Origin of the sequence: Aestuariibacter sp. GS-14, from assembly GCF_006494365.1 — a bacterium.
GTDB classification, from domain to species: Bacteria; Pseudomonadota; Gammaproteobacteria; order Enterobacterales; family Alteromonadaceae; genus Alteromonas; species Alteromonas mangrovi.
Genome location: NZ_VHIP01000001.1, coordinates 31224 through 55320 on the forward strand (window position 1 = coordinate 31224; position 24097 = coordinate 55320).

At 48.6% G+C, this 24097-nt stretch carries 20 protein-coding genes; 8 read left to right on the top strand and 12 right to left on the bottom strand.

Translation table 11 applies throughout. From position 1 onward, the window contains the following. Positions 1-3 precede the first annotated feature (3 nt). Entirely contained in the window at positions 4-1095 is a 1092-nt protein-coding gene (locus FJ444_RS00165) for a 3-deoxy-7-phosphoheptulonate synthase (protein WP_140955862.1), read from the bottom strand. A gap of 439 nt (positions 1096-1534) precedes the next feature. On the opposite strand from FJ444_RS00165, the gene FJ444_RS00170 reads away from it, so the two are divergent. From FJ444_RS00170 to FJ444_RS00190, 5 genes are read left to right on the top strand one after another with little or no spacing between them, the layout of a single operon-like run. Next, positions 1535-2212, top strand: a complete 678-nt coding sequence (locus FJ444_RS00170; protein WP_140955864.1) for an ABC transporter ATP-binding protein — start codon at positions 1535-1537, stop codon at positions 2210-2212. Beyond that, a complete protein-coding gene (locus tag FJ444_RS00175; RefSeq protein WP_140955865.1) occupies positions 2209-3207 on the top strand; it encodes an HlyD family secretion protein in 999 nt (332 codons plus the stop codon). The genes FJ444_RS00170 and FJ444_RS00175 overlap by 4 nt, the downstream gene beginning before the upstream one ends. Further along, positions 3197-4186 carry an HlyD family secretion protein gene (locus FJ444_RS00180; protein WP_140955867.1) on the top strand — a complete coding sequence of 330 codons (990 nt, stop codon included), beginning with the start codon at positions 3197-3199 and terminating at the stop codon, positions 4184-4186. The genes FJ444_RS00175 and FJ444_RS00180 overlap by 11 nt, the downstream gene beginning before the upstream one ends. Then, a complete protein-coding gene (locus FJ444_RS00185; RefSeq protein WP_140955868.1) occupies positions 4183-5364 on the top strand; it encodes an efflux RND transporter periplasmic adaptor subunit in 1182 nt (393 codons plus the stop codon). The genes FJ444_RS00180 and FJ444_RS00185 overlap by 4 nt, the downstream gene beginning before the upstream one ends. Further along, positions 5364-6620, top strand: coding sequence for an ABC transporter permease (locus tag FJ444_RS00190; protein ID WP_140955870.1), 1257 nt, complete (start codon positions 5364-5366; stop codon positions 6618-6620). The genes FJ444_RS00185 and FJ444_RS00190 overlap by 1 nt, the downstream gene beginning before the upstream one ends. A 101-nt stretch (positions 6621-6721) precedes the next feature. On the opposite strand, the gene FJ444_RS00195 is transcribed toward FJ444_RS00190, so the two are convergent. The 5 genes from FJ444_RS00195 to rpsP form a co-directional block, all read right to left on the bottom strand. Next, positions 6722-7237: a maltose acetyltransferase domain-containing protein gene (locus FJ444_RS00195; RefSeq protein ID WP_140955871.1), complete on the bottom strand. Its 516-nt coding sequence runs from the start codon at positions 7235-7237 to the stop codon at positions 6722-6724. A 507-nt stretch (positions 7238-7744) separates the two neighbouring features. Continuing rightward, positions 7745-8104: a 50S ribosomal protein L19 gene (gene rplS, locus FJ444_RS00200; protein WP_140956436.1), complete on the bottom strand. Its 360-nt coding sequence runs from the start codon at positions 8102-8104 to the stop codon at positions 7745-7747. A 19-nt stretch (positions 8105-8123) separates the two neighbouring features. Then, positions 8124-8885, bottom strand: coding sequence for a tRNA (guanosine(37)-N1)-methyltransferase TrmD (trmD, locus tag FJ444_RS00205; protein WP_140955873.1), 762 nt, complete (start codon positions 8883-8885; stop codon positions 8124-8126). Further along, complete coding sequence (gene rimM / locus FJ444_RS00210) at positions 8886-9407, bottom strand: ribosome maturation factor RimM (RefSeq protein ID WP_140955875.1); 522 nt, start codon at positions 9405-9407, stop codon at positions 8886-8888. Positions 9408-9428: 21 nt separating this feature from the next. Beyond that, positions 9429-9680, bottom strand: a complete 252-nt coding sequence (gene rpsP, locus FJ444_RS00215) for a 30S ribosomal protein S16 (RefSeq protein WP_140955877.1) — start codon at positions 9678-9680, stop codon at positions 9429-9431. Positions 9681-9998: 318 nt separating this feature from the next. Here rpsP and FJ444_RS00220 point away from each other — a divergent pair, with 318 nt between their 5' ends. The 3 genes from FJ444_RS00220 to FJ444_RS00230 all read left to right on the top strand — a co-directional run bounded on the left by FJ444_RS00220 (position 9999) and on the right by FJ444_RS00230 (position 15981). Continuing rightward, positions 9999-11732 carry an ABC transporter transmembrane domain-containing protein gene (locus tag FJ444_RS00220; protein WP_140955878.1) on the top strand — a complete coding sequence of 578 codons (1734 nt, stop codon included), beginning with the start codon at positions 9999-10001 and terminating at the stop codon, positions 11730-11732. A 96-nt stretch (positions 11733-11828) separates the two neighbouring features. Next, complete coding sequence (locus tag FJ444_RS00225; RefSeq protein WP_140955880.1) at positions 11829-12884, top strand: efflux RND transporter periplasmic adaptor subunit; 1056 nt, start codon at positions 11829-11831, stop codon at positions 12882-12884. Next, complete coding sequence (locus FJ444_RS00230; RefSeq protein ID WP_140955881.1) at positions 12871-15981, top strand: efflux RND transporter permease subunit; 3111 nt, start codon at positions 12871-12873, stop codon at positions 15979-15981. The genes FJ444_RS00225 and FJ444_RS00230 overlap by 14 nt, the downstream gene beginning before the upstream one ends. Before the next feature lie 83 nt (positions 15982-16064). On the opposite strand, the gene FJ444_RS00235 is transcribed toward FJ444_RS00230, so the two are convergent. The 6 genes from FJ444_RS00235 to FJ444_RS00260 all read right to left on the bottom strand — a co-directional run bounded on the left by FJ444_RS00235 (position 16065) and on the right by FJ444_RS00260 (position 24003). Next, positions 16065-17276, bottom strand: a complete 1212-nt coding sequence (locus tag FJ444_RS00235; protein WP_255438815.1) for a carboxylesterase — start codon at positions 17274-17276, stop codon at positions 16065-16067. Between the two features lie 16 nt (positions 17277-17292). Then, positions 17293-17793, bottom strand: coding sequence for a DUF2059 domain-containing protein (locus FJ444_RS00240; protein WP_140955883.1), 501 nt, complete (start codon positions 17791-17793; stop codon positions 17293-17295). 133 nt (positions 17794-17926) lie between these two features. Next, complete coding sequence (locus FJ444_RS00245; RefSeq protein ID WP_140955884.1) at positions 17927-18310, bottom strand: TerB family tellurite resistance protein; 384 nt, start codon at positions 18308-18310, stop codon at positions 17927-17929. A gap of 157 nt (positions 18311-18467) precedes the next feature. After that, complete coding sequence (locus FJ444_RS00250) at positions 18468-19688, bottom strand: phosphoenolpyruvate carboxylase (RefSeq protein WP_140955886.1); 1221 nt, start codon at positions 19686-19688, stop codon at positions 18468-18470. Further along, positions 19685-20320, bottom strand: coding sequence for a hypothetical protein (locus FJ444_RS00255; protein ID WP_140955888.1), 636 nt, complete (start codon positions 20318-20320; stop codon positions 19685-19687). The genes FJ444_RS00250 and FJ444_RS00255 overlap by 4 nt, the downstream gene beginning before the upstream one ends. Beyond that, positions 20317-24003: an ATP-binding protein gene (locus FJ444_RS00260; protein ID WP_140955890.1), complete on the bottom strand. Its 3687-nt coding sequence runs from the start codon at positions 24001-24003 to the stop codon at positions 20317-20319. The genes FJ444_RS00255 and FJ444_RS00260 overlap by 4 nt, the downstream gene beginning before the upstream one ends. Between the last annotated feature and the right edge of the window lie 94 nt (positions 24004-24097).

Sequence of the window (24097 nt, forward strand, 5' to 3'; positions counted from 1 at the left end):
AAATCAGGCTACATCCGTTCGCTTATTCTGACGTAATGGTAACACAGTAATCAGCTTGTCACGCATTTGTCCGAGCAGAGTTTCAGTGGTATCCCAGTCGATGCAGCCGTCGGTTATTGATACACCGTATTCCAGTGCATCAAAAGGCACACCGTCAGACTTCTGATTGCCAGCTTTTAAATGGCTTTCTAACATCACACCAATAATAGACTGATTCCCTTCAAGAATTTGATTTACCACGTTTTGTGCTACCAGCGGCTGGCGGCGGTAATCCTTATTGGAATTAGCATGACTGCAATCTACTACCAGGCCTGCCGTCAATTTCGCGTTAACCAGCCATTCTTCACATTCAGATACGCACACAGAATCGTAATTTGGCTGTTTACCACCACGTAAAATAATGTGGCCGTCAGGATTACCCTGAGTTTCAATAATGCTCACCTGGCCCTGCTTATTGATTCCCATAAAACGATGAGAAGACGCTGCAGATTTAAGTGCATTAATAGCAATATCCAAACTACCGTCGGTGCCGTTTTTAAAGCCAACTGGCATAGACAGACCGCTCGCCATTTCGCGGTGAGTTTGCGACTCTGACGTACGCGCACCAATTGCACTCCAACTAAACAGTTCAGCAAGGTACTGCGGGCTGATGGGGTCGAGCGCTTCAGTAGCAACCGGCAATTCCAGTTCTGCTAACCAAATCAATAATTCACGGGCCTTGCGCAAGCCGGTTTCGATCTCGAAAGTGTCGTTGATGTGCGGATCGTTGATCAGGCCTTTCCAGCCCGTAGTAGTACGTGGTTTTTCAAAGTACACACGCATCACAATGTACAGGGTGTCTTTGTAACACTCATGCAGCTCTTTTAAACGCAACGCATAGTCTTTTGCCGCTTCAACATCGTGAATTGAGCACGGCCCGCAGATCACCAGCATACGGTGATCACGACGGTGGATGATATCGGCGATAATTTGGCGTGAATCACGGATTACCGAAAGCGCACGCTCTGAAACGGGTAATTCCTGAGCCAGTGCCTCAGGCGTGATCAGAATTTTTTCTGAGCTCACGTGAATGTTGTTAATAGTGTCCTTAATCATTTGTCGCTCTCGGTCTTGGGAGTAATAAAATACCTTACAGGCCTGTTACTATGGGAAACAACTCCATTTCAACATCGTCCATTAAGTAAAGCAGAAACAGGCAATAAATACAGGTGTATAATTATATTTACATCAAAAAAATTCAACCTGATGAAATAGCGTTGACTTTTTACCAATAATTGATATGCAAAGCAAGTAAAAACTCCGTATTTGAAGCACTTTGCATGAATTCCACACTGGGAAATTGCTATCTGGTGAATACCGGTATATACGCTCAATTGGGGTAGTTTAATTGCAGGAATCGTCATTAGTAAAAAGCTAACGCATTGCGACGAAACAAGTTTTAATGCGGTGAACGACCATGCCATTATGTTACAAAAATGTTGTACTTGGCATAAAGCACAACATAGCGTGCAACAATTAAACAATGTAGGGACACATGATTACTCTGACAAACATTCGCAAATGCTTTTCAAATGGCGAAGAACAGATTGTTGCGCTCAACGATGTATCACTAACCATTCGCCAAAATGAATTCGTTGCCTTTATGGGCAGTTCAGGATCGGGCAAATCAACGTTAATGAATATTCTCGGATGTCTGGATACGCCCAATAGTGGACATTACACCTTAAACGGTGAGCGCGTTGACAGTTTGAGTGACGAAGCCCTTTCCAGCATTCGCAATCGCCATATTGGCTTTATTTTTCAGACGTTTCATTTGCTACCCAAACTCGATGCCATTGGCAATGTTAAATTGCCGTTGCGCTATTCTGATGTTGATGACGGCGAAGCGCACGAACGGGCCGTTGATTTGCTTCAGAAAGTGGGTCTTGGACACCGTATGACCCATCGCCCATTTGAAATGTCAGGTGGTCAGCGTCAGCGCGTTGCTATTGCACGGGCACTGGTGAACCGTCCTTCCATTGTGTTGGCCGATGAACCCACCGGAAACCTCGACAGCAAAACATCGGAAGACATCATGCAACTGCTCACCGAACTCCATCAGCAGGGTCAAACCATTGTGATGGTAACACACGAAGAAAACATCGCAGAATTCGCGCAACGGGTTGTCACCATGAAAGACGGTCAGATTCTCAATGAGCGGAGTAAACTATGATATCCCGTTACTTGTGTTTCGCTGCCACAATGGGATTCAGTCTGGTCTCAAATGCCAATCAGGCACCGTTAATCTTAACCGGCAAGCTGTCGTCATCAAATGTACAAAGCGTTACTGCGCCACGCACTGATCGATGGCAAATTCAGGTGCAATGGATGATAGAAGAAGGGAGTCTGGTGTCGCCTGGTGATGTGATCACCGTGTTTGATTCAGGCAGTGTGGATACGCAACTGGAACAGAACGAAGACAACCTGGCCACGCAGCAACTCTCACTTAAAACCGAAACCATGACACTTGACCAGGCGGTCCGCGATGCCGAAGCGGCATTAAACGTTGCCGACCTCGAAGTTGAAAAGGCCCGCATCGAAGCCAGCATACAAACTAACGACATAAGCGAATACGACAAAGGACAGTACAAGCTTACCCTCGAGCGCGCGCTGGTTGAGCAATTTAAAGCGCAGCAAACCCTCCAGCAAAAGCAGGCAGAACGCGCGTCCTCCCTGGAAAAAGCGCAAATAGAAATCGTTAAACTGGAAGAAACGGTGGAATATCAGCGCTATCTGCTCACCCGTCTTCAGGTAAAGGCCCAGATAAGTGGGGTGGTTAGCCATATGTATCACCCCTGGGATAACGAAAAGATTACCGCAGGCACAACCTTACAAGCAGCCATGAAGGTAATGGAAGTGCAGGACATCAGCGGTTTTAACATTGATGCCTGGGTGCATGAAATTGACGCCGATCGCATTACAAAAGGTCAATCGGCTACCATTACGCTGGACGCGTATCCTCAGCAGCAATTTAATGCCACAGTCACCAGCATCGTTTCACAACCTGCTAAGAAGTCTGGTTGGGGCGAAAGCGCCTATTACCAGCTCCAGTTAGCGTTCGATGCATTACCTCAACTAAAACTATTGCCCGGAATGAGTGTTAGAGTGGTTTTTGCCAACCAGGATCGCCTTATGGATAGCCGACGGGAGACTGCAAGTGCGAATTAATATTGTGTTGCTAGCCGCCGCCCTGCTTATGGGTTGCTCAGAGCAAAGCGCTTCTCAATCAGATGCCAAGCGGGTAATCAAACAGCCGTTAACTGCGTCAGGCGAAATCGTATCGTTAAATACAGCCAGCATTTCTCCCCCTTCCGTGCGTGGGATGTGGCAAATGAAAGTCCAGTTTCTGGTGCCAGAGAACTCCCATGTTAAAGAAGGAGACATGCTGGTGAAATTTGACGATCAACAACTGAAAACCAAACTTATCGAGCAAAAAAGCGAACTGGAAGCCGAAACCAAGAATTACCAGACTAAACAACTGGAAAATGAAGCGAAGCAAGAAGAGTTAAAGCTGGCACTGGCGGAAGCGCAGATGAATTTCGATAAGCAAAAGCGACTGGTTGAAATTGTCGATGTAGCCACCAAGCGGGTAGAAAAAGAAAAACAACGCAAAGAATTTGACATTGCCCAGGCAAAATTAGCCCAGGCCCAGCAACAACTGGAACAGTTCAGCACATCGCGTGCACTGAACGACGAATTAGCAAAAAGTAAAATCAATCGCTTACAAACCAAGCTAAGCCGCACGCAAAGCAACATTGAGAAGCTGCAGATCAAGGCTCCCAAATCTGGCCTTATCATGTACAAAGCCGATCCGGAAGGCAACAAAACAGCCGTGGGCGACACTGTTTGGATGGGGCGAACCTTATTAACCATACCCTCATTGGACGCCTTGGCCATAAAAGCGCAGTTTGATGAAGCCGATACGGCCAAACTAACACCGGGCACAGTAGTAAAAGTTACACTGGATGCCTACCCGGAAATCCCCTACTCCGGCACCATAGTGTCACTGGGCGAAGCTTACAAAGAAAAATCCACGAGTAATTTAAGCATTGTATTTGATGTGGAAATTGCATTGCACCAGATTGATGACAAGCGAATGCGACCGGGCATGAAAGCCAAAATTGAAGTGATGGAGGCCAGTTCATGAGACAACTGTTAACACTGGCAATGTGCTTTGGAATGCTAAGCGCTTGCAATGACACAGAACAACTGATCCCCACTTACGAAGTGCGCCCTCAGCCATTTTCGCTTGCCGTTCCGATGAAGGGCGAACTTGAAGCGGCGCAAGCAACCGCAATTGGTGTGCCCAGCCGTCGCCCAATGACAATTGCCTGGTTAGAGCAAGAATATACCCAGGTGAAAAAAGGCCAGCTGGTTGCCCGATTTGATGCCGAACAACTCAGTTTGGATATGCGTCAGGAGATGCTGGCCATCATGTTGCTTGAAGAAGACATGAAACTGAACCGCGAAAATCTCAGTACCGCCGAAAAAGAAGTGAACGTAGACAAGGCACTGGTAGTGAAAGAGTTTGCCTTTGCTGATGAGTTTAGTATTGATGATTTACGGGTGTATTCTCAGCTTGAGATCATCGAAAACATGCAAAATAAAGAATACCTGGGCGCCAAGGATGAATATCTAGACTGGAAAAAAGACAGCGTTGTAGAGCAAAACACCAGTGCAATTGATGTAATTGCCATTCGAAAACAGGGCAGCCAGGCTAAATATGACCAGTTAAAACTGGCTATGGACACCCTGGAAATTCGAGCGCCTTACGATGGTATGCTGGTGTATGAAGCCAATTGGCGAGGCGAGAAGCCAGCAATAGGTGAAACAGTATTCCCCGGACGCCCGATTGCCAAAATACCCGATATGTCAGCCATGCAGGCTAAAGGCTATGTGCTAGATAAAGAAGCCATTGATTTAGCCCCCGGACAAACCGTTTCCATTACACTGGATGCTTATCCCGATCAGCTGTTTACCGGTAAAGTGAAAGAAGTGTCAGGTTTTTCCCGCACAATTTCGCGTAACAATCCCACTAAGTATTTTGAAGTAACAGTGAATATTGACGACCAAACCTCTGATTTACTCACTCCTGGCAGAAAGCTACACGCCAGTATTCAGGTGAGTCAGAACGAATCACGCCTGACACTGCCTACCCAAGCAATTTACAGTGAACAGGGTGTTAACTTTGTATTTAAGCAAACGGGAAGCGAATTCATTAAGCAACGAATAGAAATTGGTCAGAAGAACCTGTTTATGGTGGAAGTTACCGAAGGACTGGCAAGCGGCGATGTTATTGCACTGGCCTACAAGGAGTTATTGTAATGGCGGGTTCGTTGAATGCCTCAACACTGAAGTTACTGATTGGCGATGCCCTGAACGAATTACTGTCTCAGAAACTGCGGACGTTTTTAACGTTGTTAGGGATGATATTTGGTGTCGGCGCAGTAATTGCCATGCTGAATATCGGCAAAGGGGCCGAGCGCGAAGCGCTCAAAATGATTGGTGCCATGGGCCTGCAAAATCTGATAGTTGAAGCGCACAGTTACAACAAGGACGAATTACAGGAAATACGCGAAGAGTCTCTTGGCCTGACATATTCAGATGTTCTGGCTGCGCTGCACACCCTGCCCTTTATCACCGACTACAGTGCTGAAAAGCAAATCAAATTGTTCGCCCTTTACAGCGATTACGCTAAAGCAGATGCAACAGCCGTAGGCGTAACCGCCAGCTATTTTACCCTGGCCAGTATGCAGCCTGGCAAAGGGCGGTTACTCTCAGAAGAAGATGAAAAACGCGTTGCCCAGGTCGCGGTGCTGGGTTCAGATGTTGCACGAACCCTGTTTGCCGACAACAACCCAATTGGTCAGTACGTTAAAGTGAATCACCTGTGGTTTGAAGTGGTGGGCGTGTTAGCCACTCCCGATTTTAACAAAGATGCCTTTCAGGGCGTGAAGTTAGGCGGTGACCGCAATCAGGTGTTTGTACCACTGGCCACCAGTCAAATGAAACTCAGCGCTGATCCGCTGGCGAATGAACTGGACGTAGTGAAATTACAGGTTGAAGAGAACTACTCTACCGTACTGGCAGCAAAGGCTGTTAGCCAGCTACTTAGCCAACGCCATGCCGGTGTAGAAGACTACCAACTTATCATTCCGGTACAGCTGTTGGCACAACAAGAAAACACCCAGCGCATATTTAACATTGTGATGGCCTGTGTTGCCGGTATCTCTCTCTTGGTTGGCGGAATCGGGATCATGAATATCATGCTGGCCAATGTGTTGGAACGCACCCGGGAAATAGGCTTACTTCGCGCGGTAGGCGCAACTCAACGTGATATTAAATTGCAATTTATTACCGAAAGCTTTGTTATTTCTGTTGTAGGCGGATTACTAGGAATCGTATTCGGTCTGGTGCTGTCGGAGATCATTGGTTTTTACTCAGAATGGGCGGTAAGCTGGTCGCTCACGGCTATTGTGCTTTCGGTGTCAATTTGCTTGTTAGTCGGTGTGGGCTTCGGCGTATTTCCAGCAATCAAGGCATCGAAACTCAATCCAATCGATGCACTGCATACCGATTAGGCAGTAATGCTAACTTATCTCGGAATGGCCTGTTTTCATCCCTGTTGGCAAATTGATGTTGATTAAGCAATTAACCAGCGCGCATTGACCCATCATAATGGTCAAATTGCAAATGTGGAGGCCGTAACAACGGTTTCAGGCAGTACCTGTGTATCATCCGGAATTGTCGCACCGGGCAGCACACTGCAACGCGCCCCCAGTGTTACATTATTGCCTATATGGATAGCGTGGGCCTGTTGCCAGCCCGCCTTGCGTTTTTGCTCTTCAATAGGATGGGTAACCGTGGCAATGACCACGCCATCTTCAATCACCACGCTTGCGCCAAGCGTGACTGTGTTGTGATCAAGGATCACCACGTTGTTTTTAATAATGAGTGGTCCGTTGCACACAATATTCACGCCGAAATCGCACGCAAACCGCTCACCTATTTCAACGTTAACTGCATGGGGAAGTAATTGCTGAATGGCATCTTTGCGGACTTGTTTGTTGTGATTTGGTTGATTGATCAGCCAGCAAAGCTGCGCAGCCCGCTCTCTCAGCGTCAGTAATGCCGGTGAATGCGCTAAATACCAGTCGCCATTTTGCATGACCTGCCAAACGTCGCTTGAGGTTACCACTTCTGCTTCATTTTATTGTTGAACATGGTACAGCATCATAATCGATACCTTGGCCTAATGCATGGACAAATGTGATGTTTGCGGGGTAAATGCCTTCTGGAATAGTCTGGATGATGCCAAGATTTGTCCCTTTCAAGACTTGTTCATCAAGGTAGTAAAAAAACTCTCACACCATGCCACTGGGGGAGGCGTCATAATGGATGTAGCAAGCAACGGTATCAAAAAAGGCTGAATCGTGATTTGGTTGGCACTGAATAAATGACATCTATCCATTGGTTTTCAATACATCGTCAAACAGAGCAATTTTATCTGTTGAAAAGTACCCGGCTAAAGCAACAGCTGATTGTTGATGGTTCAACATAGCAACCGTTTTTGACGCTACATTAACGGGGCTTGTTGCGAGGGTTAGTGAAGCAAACAGAGTTATACCAATTTCTTTCCGGCACAAAAAAGCCCGCAACAAGTGCGGGCTTTTCGAAGTTAACAGTAACGCAAGGATTAGTAATCTTAGTTAAGCTTTTCTTTGATACGTGCAGATTTACCTGAACGCTCACGAAGATAGTAAAGCTTGGCGCGACGAACTGCACCGCGACGTTTCACTTCAATAGAAGATACCGCCGGGCTGTGTGTTTGGAACACACGCTCTACGCCTTCGCCATTTGAAATTTTACGTACTGTAAAAGACGAGTGAAGACCACGGTTACGCTTAGCGATAACAACACCTTCGTATGCCTGAAGACGCTCTTTGTCACCTTCAGTTACACGAACTTTAACAATCACTGTGTCACCTGGGCCGAACGCAGGAACATCAGATTTAAGCTGTGCTTGCTCAATTTTTTTGATGATATCTTGACTGACTTTGCTCATCATATCCTCTCAATCCTAGTTAACTGTCATCTTGCTGCAACGACGCCTGAAATGCTTCTAGCAAGCGTTGCTGCTCCTCAGTCAGAGCTAGGTCGTTTAATAACTCAGGGCGACGCAACCAGGTTCTACCCAGTGCTTGTTGCAATCGCCACTGTCTGATTTTTTCGTGATCACCGCTCAACAATACCGGCGGAACCGCTTTCCCATCCAATACTTCAGGTCGCGTATAGTGCGGGCAATCCAACAAACCATGAGTAAATGAGTCTTCAATTGCAGAGTCGCTGTGACCCAGTACCCCGGGTACTAACCGGGCAATTGCATCCATCATTACCATGGCTGGCAGTTCGCCACCACTTAGCACGTAATCACCAATCGACCATTCTTCGTCAACATGGCTTTCAATTACACGCTCATCGACACCTTCGTACCGACCACACAACAAAATTAATTTGTCGTGCGTAGCAAGTGCTTTCACACCCGCCTGGTCAAGTGGTTTGCCCTGCGGAGACAGGTAAATCACTTTACTGTTTTCACCACCCGCCTGTTTGGCTGCGGTGATAGCGTCTGTAAGTGGTTTCACCATCATCAGCATTCCGGGACCACCGCCATAAGGGCGATCATCTACCGTACGATGACGATCGTGCGTGAAATCACGTGGGTTAAAATGCTCAATGGTCAGTTGCCCGTTTTTAACAGCCCGGCCTATTACACCTTGTTGAGTAAAAGGACCAAACATGTCTGGAAACAAACTGATTACACCAAACCACTTTGCCGCGGTCACTTAGAACCCCGGTTCCCAGTCGACTGTGATAACGCGTTCCACTTTATTTACCGTTTGCACGACAGAGTCGAACACAAACGGCACTAATCTTTCTTTTTGACCAAAAGCATCGTTCCCTTTTGCCCGGATGCGTAACACATCGTTAGCGCCAGTATTAAACACTTCTGTAACCGTACCCAGTTCGTAACCTTGCGTTGTTACTACCTGCATACCGGTTAGCTCCCGCCAGTAAAATTCACCTTCGTCCAATTCTGGCAGTTGCTCGGCATCAATAGCGATGTCCAGGTTTTTGATGCGCTCGGCATCATCCCGGGTATCAACCCCATCAAGCTTTGCAACCAAGGCTTTACCATGCGGTCGCCACTGGTCAACCTGGTATTCTTTTCCGTCAGCCAGTAACCACGGGCTGTAGTCAAAAATACCTTCTGGTACATCGGTATAGCTGTTGATCTTGACCCAACCTTTCACACCATACGATGCACCGATTTTGCCAATAACCACTTTGTCAGACGCGAGACTCATCTATACCACCAGTTATGCAGCTTATGCCGCAGATTTTTTAGCTTCTTTTACCAGAGAGGTAACACGCTCAGACAAGCTCGCGCCTACGCCAACCCAGTATTCAACACGCTCAAGATCTAAACGCAGACGTTCTGCTTGACCTTGTGCAGTTGGGTTGAAGAAACCTACGTTTTCAATGAAACGACCGTTTCTTGCGCGACTGCTGTCAGCCACCACTACTTGATAAAATGGACGCTTTTTGGCGCCACCACGCTGTAAACGAATAGTAACCATAAATGCCTCAAACTCGTTGTAGCGTTACCGTTAACTTAACCTTTGCCCCAGTTGTATACACAACGTACAAGGCGAAAGGCCGCGGAATTATACGTATCCAACAACAAATTGCAAGGTTAAAGCTCGATAAAAGCGTGATTAGCTTTACGTTTTTTCTGTTACAGTGGCTAATTCGTCCGAATAGTCGTACCTTTCGCCTGCTATCACCGGCAGAATCGTGATCTTTACGCATTCATCAAGGTATGATTACGCACGGAATGAGGCTCTTCTATATCAACCGCATTCCGTGCATTTCAAACTGACCAATCAGAGGTTCACTTGATCACAACAAAAGACGTCCTTAGCTGGCTGCTGGGTTTACTTGCTCCTTACAAAAAACACGTTGCACTGGCGCTCCTGGCACTTTTTATTGCTGCCTCAGCCTGGCTGTTATTGGGACAAGGCATAAAGCTTACCGTTGATGAGGGCATGAATGCCGACCAACTCAACGAGCTGAATGCCGCCATTGGCTGGGTACTGGCGTTTACAGTGCTGGGTTGTCTGGCGACCTACTTTCGGTTTTACCTGATGACGTGGTTGGGCGAGCGTATCAGTGCTGACATTCGTATTAATGTGTACAACCATTTGTTATCGCTAACGCCTGGCTTTTTTGCCGAAACCCGCACCGGTGAAGTGATATCGCGGTTTACCAACGATACCGCCGTAATTCAAACAGTGGTGGGTATGAGCTTATCCATGGCCCTTCGCTCAGTTATTGGATTTGTTGGTGCACTCATTCTTATGGCCATTACCAGTCCGCTGCTGACACTATGTGTGCTAGGTGCGGTGCCACTGATTCTGGTGCCTTTGCGGCTCATTGCACCGAAAGTAAGAGCCTATTCGCGATTAAGTCAGGACCGGATAGCTGATATTGGTGCTCAGGTTGATGAAACCCTTCATGAGATCATGGTTGTGCAGGCTTTCACAGCGGAACAGGCTGAACGCAACAAGTTTACCAACACCGTGCATTCGGCGCTGGACGCTGCTTCAATTCGCATTCATTTTCGTTCAATGCTGATTGGCATCATCATGCTGGTGAGTATGCTATCTATCATTGGCATTGGCTGGCTGGGCATTCGCCAGGTATTAACCGGGGAAATATCCGCAGGTCAGTTATCCGCCTTTTTGTTTTATGCCGTGTTCGCCGGCAGCAGTATTGCCACTATCAGCGAAGTTTTAGGGGAAATTCAGCGTGGCGTAGGCGCCAGTGAACGACTCCTCGAATTGCTTGGCACCAAGCCGGAGAATGCAGGTGGAAATGTTCATGCTGAGATATGCCAAGAGCCACCGGCTATTCAGTTTAACCAGGTAGCGTTTAGCTATAGCCCCGCTGTGCCACTCTTTAATGAGCTTACGTTAACCATTCACCCCGGCGAGTGTGTGGCACTGGTTGGTCCCAGTGGCGCCGGCAAGTCAACATTGTTTCAACTGCTCCTGCGTTTTTACCAAATCAGCGGCGGTAGTATTACCATTAATCAGCACAATATTAACGACCTCTCGTTACAAAGTTTGCGCGAGCACATTGCTTTAGTGCCGCAGGAACCGGTTATTTTTGCTGCTACGGTAGCCGATAATATTCGTTATGGCAGGCCAGGAGCCAGCGACGAGGAAGTTACAATGGCTGCACAGCAGGCGTTTGCCGATGAATTCATTCTGCAATTGTCTCGCGGTTACGCAACCGAATTAGGCGAGCGCGGTGTAAAACTATCCGGCGGTCAGCGCCAGCGTATTGCCATAGCCCGCGCCATTCTTGCCAACCGCCCTATTCTGCTGCTGGATGAGGCCACCAGCGCGCTGGATGCCGTAAGCGAACACAAGGTACAACAGGCACTCAGTAACTTAATTAAAGGCCGCACCACGTTAGTGATCGCCCACCGCCTTGCGACAGTACAAATGACCAATAGAATTCTGGTGATGGAAAATGGTGCCATACGCAATGCCGGTACCCATGCCGAACTCATGAAAAACGACACTCTGTATCGTGAATACGCTGAACTACAACTGATGGACTAGAGACCAATAGCTTCATTAGTAATAATACGCATTATTATTTGATGACTAATTTTGTTGATCAGACGAATGTCTGATCGCTATATCCATGGACACAACATGCGAACACTTAAAACAATAACAACGCCTTTATTCTTAGTCCTGGGCCTGAGTCTCGCTCAGACGCCAGCACATGCTCAAAGCTGGGGCGGCGGAAATCGCCCTAAACTGGTGGTACTCAATAAAATTGAATTCCAACACGAACAAAATACGGTTCAGGCCGTGGGTACCGCAGAAGCCATACGAGCCGTCACCCTGTATCCGGCGGTTGCCGATGAAGTCACCGCCGTCAACTTCAAACCCGGGCAAAAAGTCAATAAAGGCGATGTATTGTTAACACTGGACGATCGACGTCAGGTAGTAGCGGTTCAACGTGCAGAAATTCAGTTGAAAGAAGCCGAGCGCGCGTTACAGCGACTCATTGACAGCCAGTCCCGTGGAGCGGTAGCACAAAGCGATATCGACCTGGCTACCACAACCCGGGATTTGGCTAAAGTGACCCTCAATGAAGCCAAAGCCGATTTAGCCGATCGCAGTATTGTTGCCCCATTTAGCGGGTTCGTTGGCCTCACCGACGTTGAAGTAGGTGATCGCATTACCACCACCACCCCGGTAACCACGCTGGACGATCGCAGTGCCCTTTATGTCAATTTCCGAGCACCTGAATCGTCTGTAGATCTATTGCAAAGCGAGTCTACCGTTGAATTACAACCCTGGTCTAACCGCGACATCAGCCTCACTGCCAAAATTGCGCAGCTCGATTCTCGTATCAGCACCACCGACCGCACAATAGCAGCACGGGCATTGCTGGACAACACCAACGATCAATATCGTCCGGGCATGAGTTTCAGAGTCAATCTGACACTGCACGGTGAACGCTTCGCAGCAATCCCTGAATCGGCTTTACTATGGGGTGCGACTGGCGCATATATCTATAAAGCAGTAGAAGGCAAAGCCAAGCGCGTAGACGTTAGCGTGCATCAGCGCCTGCGCGGCACTATTTTAGTGTCGGGAGAACTGGGTGAAGGAGATTTACTGATAGCCGAAGGCATACAGCGTCTGCGCGAAGGTCAGGAAGTCACCACCTCACTGGCACGAGGAAATGCCAATGAGTAACCTCAATCAGGCGATCAATGACTTACCCTCACTGGCGATTCGCCGTCCGGTACTGATCATTGTACTCAACCTGCTCATTGCTATTGCAGGCTACGCTGCCCTGAATGGGCTCGAAGTACGGGAATTGCCCGACGTGGACACCCCTACCATTACCGTTACGGCACAGTTTCCCGGCGCCTCGCCTGAAACGGTGGATGCCGAAGTTACCGCACATTTAGAAGGGGCAGTAGCGCGCGTAAGCGGTGTAAAGAATATCTATGCCCAAAGTGAAGAAAACTCCGCCAGGGTTCGGGTTGAATTTCGCCCCGGTATTAATTTGGAGGACGCGGCCAACGAAACCCGCGAATCAGTGAGCCGCGTGCAGCGCCAGTTACCTGACGATGTGGAACAGCTATCGATCATAAAAGCAGACAACGATGCGCAGGCGGTAGTTAGCCTGGCAGTGTGGAGTGATTCACTTGATCTGGAAACCCTCACCGAGAAAGTCGATACCGACCTTGCGCCTTTATTCCTCAGTATTCCCGGTGTTGCGGATGTGCGTTTAAATGGCGATCGCGAGCGCGTGTTGCGCGTGTCTGTTGATCCCTTGCGCCTGACCAGCTTTGGCCTGTCGATGACCGATGTGGCTAATGTATTGCGATTAGCCCCCTTTGATGTGCCGGCCGGGAGTATTCAATCGAGCGACCAAATGCTCATTGTGCGTGCAGACGCAACTTCCATCACTGCTGATGACGTGAAAAACATTATCATCAGCGGCGATACCCGCATTGGCGACGTGGCCAGTGTGTATTTTGGCCCGGCTGACTCCAGCAGTGTGGTGCGTCTCGACGGTACACCCGTATTGGGAGTAGGTATTATTCGCCAGGCCAGCTCCAATACCATTGAAATTTCAGACGAAGTACTGGCAATGGTGGCTAGTCTGGATAAACGTTTCCCGGATATGCACATTGTTGTTACCTCTGACGATGCCGAATTTATTCGCGACTCGGTTGAAGAAGTGGCATTTTCACTGGCGCTTACCATTGCCCTGGTGGTATTTACCTTACTCGTATTTATCGGCTCCTGGCGCGCTACCATTGTACCTGCCCTGTCGATCCCAGTATCACTTACTGGCGCACTGGCAATAATCTGGCTGTTGGGCTTTTCCGTTAACATACTCACGCTTCTGGCCTTGGTACTGGCAACAGGCATGATTGTTGACGATGCGATTGTCGTATCTGAAAACATTCAACGCAGACGCACTATGGGCCTGGGCGCGCGTGCCGCCGCCGTGATTGGTACCCGCGAAGTATTCTTTGCGGTAGTGGCCACTACCGCCGTACTGGCATCCGTATTCATTCCCATTGCGTTCCTGCCCTCTACGGCAGGCCGCTTGTTCCGCGAATTCGGTGGTGTGCTGGCAGGTTCAGTGATCATTTCCTCGTTCGTTGCGTTATCACTGGTACCGGCACTCACCGCCCGACTGCCGGTAAAAAAACCGGGGGCGAAGCAAGGGTTGTTCGACAAAACACTGGGGAAAGCAGGCCTGGTGTGCTTAACAGGTTATCAACGCAGCCTGTTGTGGTCGCTCAAATATGCCTGGTGGATTGTATTGTTTTCCGTTCTGGCTGCCCTTGGCGCCTACTTTACGATACAGGCAATCGACAACGAATTATTGCCAAGCGAAGATCGCGGTACGATCCGCATATTCGCGCGGGGGCCTGATGGTGTAGGCCTTAATTTTATGGATCGCCAGGCTATAGCCATGGAAAACGTATTAATGCCCTATGTGGAAAACGACACGATCGAATCCATTTATACAGTGGTAGGCCAATGGGACCCCAATATTGTATTTATCACAGCAAACCTGAAACACTGGGATGAACGCGACAAATCACTGCAGGACATCGTTGGCGAAATCCGCCCTGCATTGCAATCAGTGCCAGGTGCGCCGGGTAACGCTTTTGGTGGCAACAGTCTTAACCTACGTGGGCAGGGCGGTGGACTTGAACTGGCGTTAACCGGAGACACCTACGAACGGATCTACAACGCTGCCGTGATATTTGCCAGGGAAATTGAAAACCGAGTACCTGAATTGGGTACACCGCAAATCAGTTATGAACCAACGCAACCGCAATTGCGGGTAAATATTGACCGCCGTCGCGCTGAAGAACTCGGTGTACCGCTAAGTGATATATCAGCCACGTTACGAGCGGCTATTGCAGGCAATGATGTGGTGGATTTGAACGTGGGTGATCAGGCCATTCCAATCATTTTGCAAACCAGTAACCGCAGTACCAGCAATCCTTCTGACTTAACTAACCTGTACGTGAAGTCTGAAAACGGCAGTCTGGTACCCTTGTCCAGCGTGGCCTATATCACTGAAGAAGGTGTAGCGGCAGAGCTTGAGCGTCAGGCTCAGCGCCGTGCGATTAAAGTGGCGATGGACCTACCCGAGACCATTGCTATTAACGATGCCGTTGAACGCCTGCGTGCTATTGGTCAGGATGTATTACCCGACGGCATTGGCATGATTTTCCTCGGTGAGGCACAAACCTTTGAAGAAACTTCCCAGCAAGTTGCCTTAACCTATGTACTGGCATTTGTGATCGTGTTTTTAGTGCTCGCGGCACAGTTTGAAAGCGTTAACAGCGCGGTAGTAGTAATGCTCACCGTCCCCTTTGGTATCGCTGCCGCGGTATATGCCCTATACATTACAGGCACCACCATTAATGTGTATTCACAAATTGGACTGGTGATGTTAATTGGCTTATTGGCAAAGAACGCAATCCTGTTGGTTGAATTTGCCGACCAGTTGCGCGACCGGGGTTATGCCGTGTACGACGCTATTGTAGAAGCGGGCCGTGTGCGCTTACGCCCCATCATGATGACACTGGTATCGACTATTCTGGGTGGACTTCCATTGATTTTGTCTACAGGAGCCGGTTCGGAAGCGCGCAATGCGATTGGATGGGTGGTATTCGGTGGACTTGGCATCGCTGTGGTGTTTACCTTGTATCTTACACCGGTTATCTACCTTGGACTGGCAAGGTTTACTAAGCCCCGGGCCGACGAAACCCGCCAGTTAGAACAAGAACTTGAAGCAGCGGAAGTGTAGCGACGGAATGACAGTTGCGGAATGACAGTTGCGAAAATACAACTGCGGAAGTACCGCTGCGAAAACAAAACACACCGCTCAAATTAATCAACCTGACCGGTGTGTTCCAAAAATGCATGTAATTGCAACATCATGTCATCAAAATAAGGGTTAAAGGTGAGTCGGGTAACGATTCGCCCATCCCCCTCCTGCCCCCATGGGCCATACCATAAAGAATCAGGCAACGCGCCAGTACACTGCTTTTCAATGTCAGCAGGTTGCCCGTTATCACAAATCCTGACGCTGCCATTCGGCCCGTACAGTGCATTATAAGAGCTGAACAGCATGCTCATATGCGAGGCTGCCAGAATGCGTTGCTGCTCCAATGGAAATGGCTGCACATGTGCGCGAAGCGGCGCATTTTGCGGGGAGCCCATCCACACCAGCACATTTTGCGGATGGTCAACTCGTTCAGCTAACTGCAACGCAACACTCTTTACATCAACAACACTGTCACCTTCGGCCAATACGGCAAAATAAGGTAATTGCAGTGTGTGTGTTGCAAATACCTGTTGTACGGCATTCACACTCCCCTGATAAGCTGCAAATCCCTGCATGGCGATAGAATTATAGCGGGCTGGATTGTCTTCAGGTTCAACATTGGGCCAGGGGGTGATCCCGGTAAACCAAGGGGCGAAACGCGTAACAAAAAACCGCGGTAACATAGCCGGCGAAAACAGTAACAAACCGGCGACGTCGTTGCGTTTAGACGCGGAAACAGTCACCAGATTCGCACCGGTAGAAAATCCCCCCAAATACAGGGAATCTACGTTTTGAGCGAACGCATCAACCTGCACATCCACCGTATGTTGCCACAATTGATACGTGGCATTTAACATGTCACCAGGCTGAGAACCATGACCGGGCAATAATAATGTGCGAACCCAATATCCCTGATCGCACAACGGTTTGCTGATATCAGCAAAGAAATAAGGCGAATCTCCCAAACCATGAACCAGCAAAATACCCTTACTGCTACCCTCTCCGCATTCAAAGGGGGTGTTAAGTTCTGCTTCGGTGTGTAAATCAAATTTAACCGGGTGACGATGCTCCATCAGCCACGACTTTACGGCCGACTGATAAGCAGTAAATGGGATTACATCGGTTGGCAATACCGTTGAGTCAGCGTTAAACGGCTGGGACGTCAAAGACTGGCAACCGGCAAGCCAGCCAAGGCCAACCAACACCGTTACCCCCAACCATCCACACACGTTAAGCACGGCTTTAACGACCCGTTGGCATACCATCATGCTCATTCCAGACGCGCCTTGATTAGTCTGAAGATTTAGCGCGGCGTCCGGCTTCCAACGTATTTTTTAAATCGGCGGACAGCTTTTCCAGCTCCGGCACGGCACCTCTCATGTGCGAGACCAACTGCTCCCTGAAAGCATCACTTAACGGCTGGGATTGGCTGCGCATTTTCTGCCCGATAGGCGAATGGTAGAAAGCGAGGATCTGATCCATTTCCTGTTCGGTAAAATGGGTCAAATAGATGTTAGCGATAGCGTTGTTCAGCGCAGGCTCATTCAGTTTATTGCGTAAAATGGTGTCTAATTCTCGCATAAATTGCTCAACCAGCGGTCTTTCTTCAGTGGTGATCTGAAAACGGCTTAAAGCCGCGCCTGTATTGTGTTTAAACTGCGCAATGAGCATTTCTTTTGATGCTTCGCCGCCTAGTGCCTGGGCAACCAGCATGGCTTTTTCCATGGCGGGCTCTGCCGCTTTTGCAGATACACTAAACAACGCAATAAATACACAGATCCAAATTCGCATATCACTTCCTGATTGACTAACAGACGCAACAAAGCCTACCACAGGGTTACCAAAGGGTGGCAGACTTAAAAGTAATTTTTTGGAGGGTAATAACAAATACCAATCCGCATAGATGATTAGTATGCCATTAACGTTACGATACCGTTTCGGTAAGCGCCTTAGCCAGCAACTTGTGCGTTAATAAACTCAGCAGTTCTGTTTCTTCATCACTACGTTCACCGTCCACACCGGTCATCACGGTTGCAACCTCTACAGCGCGGCTGGCGTCCATGACCAGTTGGGGTTGCAGCGACTTGAGTACGTCAGACGCTTCTCCGGCATCAATGGCCGTTCGGGTTTGATAAATAACGTCGTTTACGAATGCATCGCGACTAATCGGACTTTCCCAGTTCAGTGACTCAAGCAACTCATCAAGATAGTCTTGCTCTGTGAGGGTGATTTTGCCATCTACCTGATAAAACAAAACCGCCATTTTTATCAGTGCTTCCTGGTATTGTTGATGTGTAGATAATTGCATAATAACTCCAGCTATTTCTATCGGCATCCAGCCAATGACAACTGATTTCATTATAACTGCAAATGTAAACCAAAGGTTAACATTTTTTTAATTTTCATCGCTTACAAAGGCCTTTTTAACGATAAAAACGGCCTATTCTACCCTGCGATTCAATGTGTTACCTGAGTCCAACCATCACATCACTGATGATAAAATTACCGTTAAACACTTTGTCGGGCTCGCCCAGTGTGTCGATAGCAAAAAACTGCTTATCTTCATCCTGTAAGCCCTGATAACCGCCGATGACCTGATAAATCCACACTTCAGGATCAAATGTCAGTGATTGTACGCTGTAAAATTCAAGTGCTGACATGGATTGCCCGGAATCAATGACTTCACAAAAGTACTCATCCACCGCTTGCTGCAGCGGGTCGCGGGTTAATTCAACCTGCTGCTGGGCACTCACCTGAATTTCGGTATTTTTCTGCTCGGCTGAAAGTACCGGCTTCCTGCGATATACCGAGCTCAACGCCCCTACAAGCTGCTGCAATTCCTGCTCATGTGATACCTGATTCACATCCACACTAGCAGGCTGAATAAGCGGAGCTGCCTGATTAAACAAAATGGGGACATGGGTTAGATTAGGATAATTGCCCGGTGTAAAATCAGGCTGTTGATCCATGTGTAATAAAAAGCCTTTGAGCAGACGTGTCCGCCCCTGAAACTCCCGGAAACGCCCTAACAAATCAATTAAGCGTGCCTGTGCGACCGATAATTCCTGAGTAGCCTTCGAAAAACTTTGCTGTAGCGCAACTACCAGCAAATGGCGCAATTCTCTGTTGCCACCGGCAATTTCGCTAAGCTCGTCGAAACGAAAACACTCCAGTTGATTCAGCAATTCTGACACCTGCCCCTGCGCAAGCTCGTTTTCACGAATTTTTGCTTCCACCGAGGACACATAACCGAATTCGTTGTTGATGCGGCTGAACATCACCCGCGCACTGTTAGCCAGTGATTCAGTCAGTTGATACACATGCTCAGTGAGATCTGTCATGTACGCATGCGCTTCGTTAAAGCGGTTGTAATGCAAGGCTTCTTTATAGTGCTCTGCCAGCGTTTTTAAACTCGCGAGGGCCGAGCCAACATTGGCGTCGATATTGCGATTTCGTTCATCCTGCAGACCACTCTCCAACAGGGTTCGCACGGCACTTTTCAAACGCAATGCGCTCTGCGGATCAGGCCGCCACAAGATCCCCAGTTGCACCAGTTGATCGAGTATCTTTTTACTGTGCGCAGCTTCATCAACCACCCCGTTTACATAGGCATGCATAATGAGATCACTATGACGCCCCAACGCATTCAGTAGCCGGGTGCCCGCCTGGATAAGCACCTGACTCATAACAGACTTCCCTGTTGAATAGCCGCTTCAGCCTGCTCCGACAACGAAAGTGATTCTGTTTCGTCGATAAAGCGAATCACTTCATACAAGTGTTCAACCTTACCCGTTGCAATATAAATCTGCTTATCTGGGTTCGGCTTCATCAGGTAACCCAAATCGGTAAGGCGTTTGAAAACCTGCTTTAACTGACCATCTACGTTCACGCTGGTTGAACCAAACAAGCGGTAGCGCGAAATTTTTTCCAGTTGTTCTGCATAAGCTGGCGTGTCTTCAATCACGGTTTGCACTTCATTCAAACGAATTGCGTTACCCATGATCAACGGGCGGTCGCTTTCGCTGGCTTGCTGAACCAGTAGCAGCCATTCAACCAGCGGCACCAGGCCAGAGGTGGTTTCCTGAAACTGCTGCAACAATATTTTCCGCTCAGGCTCGCCCAGCGTCAGGTATGCAGCAAAAAACACGTCGCCTTCACCTGTGGTAGCCAGCGTTCGATTTAAAATATTTAAATGCGGTTCAACCTTGGCCGCATTGTCGCGACTCTTTAAATAGCGCCAGCCATCTTCGTCACTCACCTGACAAATAAACTGCCCTTCCAACAATTTGCTCAGCACGCGGCCTTGTTCTGTCATCATGCTGATACCTCCTGTTGTTGCTTACGGGCCTGAATTCTGGCGGATAAATCACTGGTTTTAGGCTGAACGACCTGCAGTTGCTTACTTACCTTGTCGATTAAGTATCGATTTTCAAACAGTTTCAGTACGTCGGACTCGGGGTTAGGGAATGCGCCAACCACACTGATATTGTTGCTCTGACAAGCGTCGAATATTTTCTTCACGTTGCTTTGGTGCAACGTACCCAATTCATCGATGGGCCAGTGAATGATCACATCGGCACCGCCGCGCAATAATCGGGTAAAGGCCAGCAGGAATTTACACAAAATCAGATACGCCATGCCGTGGCTGGACGACTCATTTAACTGTCGGTCGGTACGAATGATCAAATCGCTGTTGCCTTCGCGCAAGTGCAGTTCAATGTCCAGCAGCTTGCTGATCCCACCCGTTAATGCTGCACGACCAAGAATATCCAGCACGGTTCGCATGCTTTGTCCATAATCGTCATCCGGTAATTCGTGAGCACCATCATCCATCCATTGATCGTACAACGCCCTGAAACGTTCCAGTTCCGGCCAGAATTCCAGCTCACTGATACGCGAACGAATTTTAACGGCAGAGTCAGAAACACCATCGAGGAACAATTCACCGTCAACCTCTTTAGAGATACGGCGGCTCTGGCTCACTATGCGCTTATCGATGTCGGCCAGTACAAAATAGTACTGACTTAAATCGGCACCAAAGATACGCCCCTGCTCGCGCAGCCCCTGCATTTTCTGCGGCACAATCACATTGAGCAGCTGGGCCAGGTGAGTCACCATTCTGCGGTGATCTACGCCTTTAACACCGTGTGCGTTTATTACCGCACATTCTTCGCGGGCACGCTCCCAGGTGTCCGATAACCCGGTACCGGCTTGTGCCGCAATCAATTGATCAAATCGTTCAACATAGTTGCGTACATCGCTAAGCAACTCATCGCGTTCTTTAAGCAAACCCTGTGCGCGTGACAGGCGCTGTGTAATGCTCAGCTCGTCGTGTTGCCACTGCTCGCTTGCTTCAGTTTTTGGCAGGCTGTGTTTAGCCAGGGTTTTACTCAACGTATCTACCTGGGTTAACTGCTCTGCAGCAGTGGACGTCGTTTTCTCCAAATCAGCCTGTAACGTCTTTAGGCTGTCCCTGCGTTCACGGTATTCGTTTTGCAATTGAGTAAGTTCACGCTCTGCGTCGCTCAGCACTTTACGGGCTTTATTCAGGCCTTGTTGCCAGGTAACTTTGTGGCCCGTGAACACGGTTTGATACCAGCGCTCGTAGTCGGTGACTTTATGGCGATGAGTTTCGGTGCGATAAATGGATTCTTTTAGCGCTTTAAGCTCTTTCTTGAGCTTGCCGATTTCATCTACGTCTACCCCGCGCTGATTCAGTTCATTTTCCAGCCAACGCGCCATTTCCTGCTTGTCTTTGTCGGCTGACTGACGAACGCGTTTAATTTCACCTTCAATCTGCGCAATGCGCGCATCGCTATCGGCAATCAGTTGTTGCCAGTGAAAACTGTGCTCCGTTTCGGCTTCGCGTTGCTGATCTTTGACTTCGTCACGGTCGAGTTCAAATTGCGCAGACAGCTTTTTCTGAGCCTGCTGATTGTTTTCCAACTGACTGCGAGCTTGCTGCTTGCGTTCTTTCAACGCGTGTTGATATTCACTCAGTACGGCTTCCTTGTCCTGATTCGCGCGTTTGCGGGCAGCTTCTGCACTGCGAACAGCGTTGTCTTGCTTGGTAACAGCTAACTCTGCAACCCGCACTGCTTCGTTGCCTTTTGCTAACTCAGTTTCAGCGGTGTTTTGTACTTCTGATGCATTGGAAAGTTGCTGTTCAGCCTCGGCCAGTGCTTGCTTTAAATTTTGCTCTGTTTGGGCGTATTCAGGCGCTTCCATGGTATCGAGTGACAACTCAACGCCAAAGAAAGAGGCATTGTCTGCACCCGCTTTGGGTGCCAGATCTGTGCGTTCCAACAGTTCCGGACGGATCAATTTACCTACCGACCCTTCCCAATTATCAATATTGGCGCGCAAAAACTCCAGTAATGACCCTTCGCCCGGGTACAACAGCGCATTGACATCCGCCACGCGCTGCTCTGCTTTGCGGTACTGAGTACGCGCTTTTTCCAGCATCTGATTAGCACTTTCACGCGCCTGTACGGCTTTTTGGTATGCAGTCTGAGTTTGACGGTGTTGTGCCCGCACCGTATCTTCATGCACGCTGGCTTCTTTCACCGCCGCATCCAGCAATTCCAACTGCGATTGCTCAAATTCATTATAACCGGCGTTGTTTAACGCAGCTTTACACTCCGCTTCCGCAACTTTAAGGGCATTCAGACGGGTTTGATAGGTTTCAGTTAACGCCGCAATTTGCTGCGCGTAATCTTCTTTTATTCCTTGTAAGGCCTCGCGCTCACTTTGTTGTTGAGTAGCCCGTTTTTCCTGCGCTTCCTGACGAACTGCAGCCAGCTCGTCCAGTTGTTCAGAGGTTTTCTCGCCCATCTCCGCTAAACGGCGGTTATACGTTGACTCAATATCCTGATGCTGTTCGGTGACCAACGTATACCGGCTGGATAGCAACTCCAGATCACGCTGCCATTGTGGTAATTTAGCAACGTCTTCTTTCAGTTGTTCAATGTCCTGTTCCTGCCAGTGTTCAAACTCACGCTCTACCGCGTCCAGCTCTGCCGTGTATTTTTCAACGTCGGCACGCGATCCTGAAATTTGCAGGTTTAACTCATCGCGACGCTCACTCCAGTGATTATCATTCACCTTGCGCTCGTGAAGTACATCGTCCAATTGCTGACGCCCAGTTTCAACCCGAGCAGTTAACTGAGACTTATCAAGCTCAAAAGCGTGCTTTAATTCGCTTAACGCAGATTCCGCTTCCTGCAGCGCGAGGTCGGCTTGTTCTAGTCGCGTAAACTCCGGGCGAATCTTGTCGAAGGCGCGAATTAAATGACATTCCCGGATCCAATCATCAACGCGATTTCGCGACAAACTGGACACCGGTGGCTGAACGCCGTCTTCTTCCAGAATAGCAGCAATCATCGCCTTGATGGTTTCCATCTTACCTTCTTTGGAATGCACGGCTTTGGCCAGTTTCTCGATATGGCGCAAATGTTCTGACGGCTGGCTTAAACTGAATACTTTGGCGTAGCCCAGTAATTCACGCGTACTGCTGCTTTGATTCAGTACCCCCTGATCGTTTTGCAATACCGCACGGAAATCTTTGGTGGTGAGCAAGCTGGATACAATAATGTTGTTGCGTTTCATTGCCCGCGCTACTTCAGTGCTCGACAATGAGGCATGCTTGCCGTTCTTTTGCTCAAATAGATAATCGTCAAGGGAAAAAGGTTTGGCAATAAAGCGGTAGTTTACGCCGGTGCCATTGGATGTGAGCACGGCCTGACACAAATCGCCTTCGGAACGGGTATATTCATAAATGATAAAAGAAGACGTCCGCGGTAAGTACCAGCGTTCAAAACTATCGCGGGTGGCAGGTACTACCCGACTGGGATATTCGCCATAAAAAACGGGGATCAGTCGCTGTAGTGTTGTTTTTCCGGAGGCGTTTGTACCGCATATGTTGGTGTGTCCATCTAGTTTGAGTTCTACAACACCTGGCAAATGGGTATCAATAAGAATAATGCGTTTAAGGCCAGCCATAAGTTTCCTGTTTTAATATCGTCATTCGCTGGTTATTACATTGCCACGTTATAAGCAAGTGGCATTCAACAAGCAAAGAGTCTGATCGACGTTC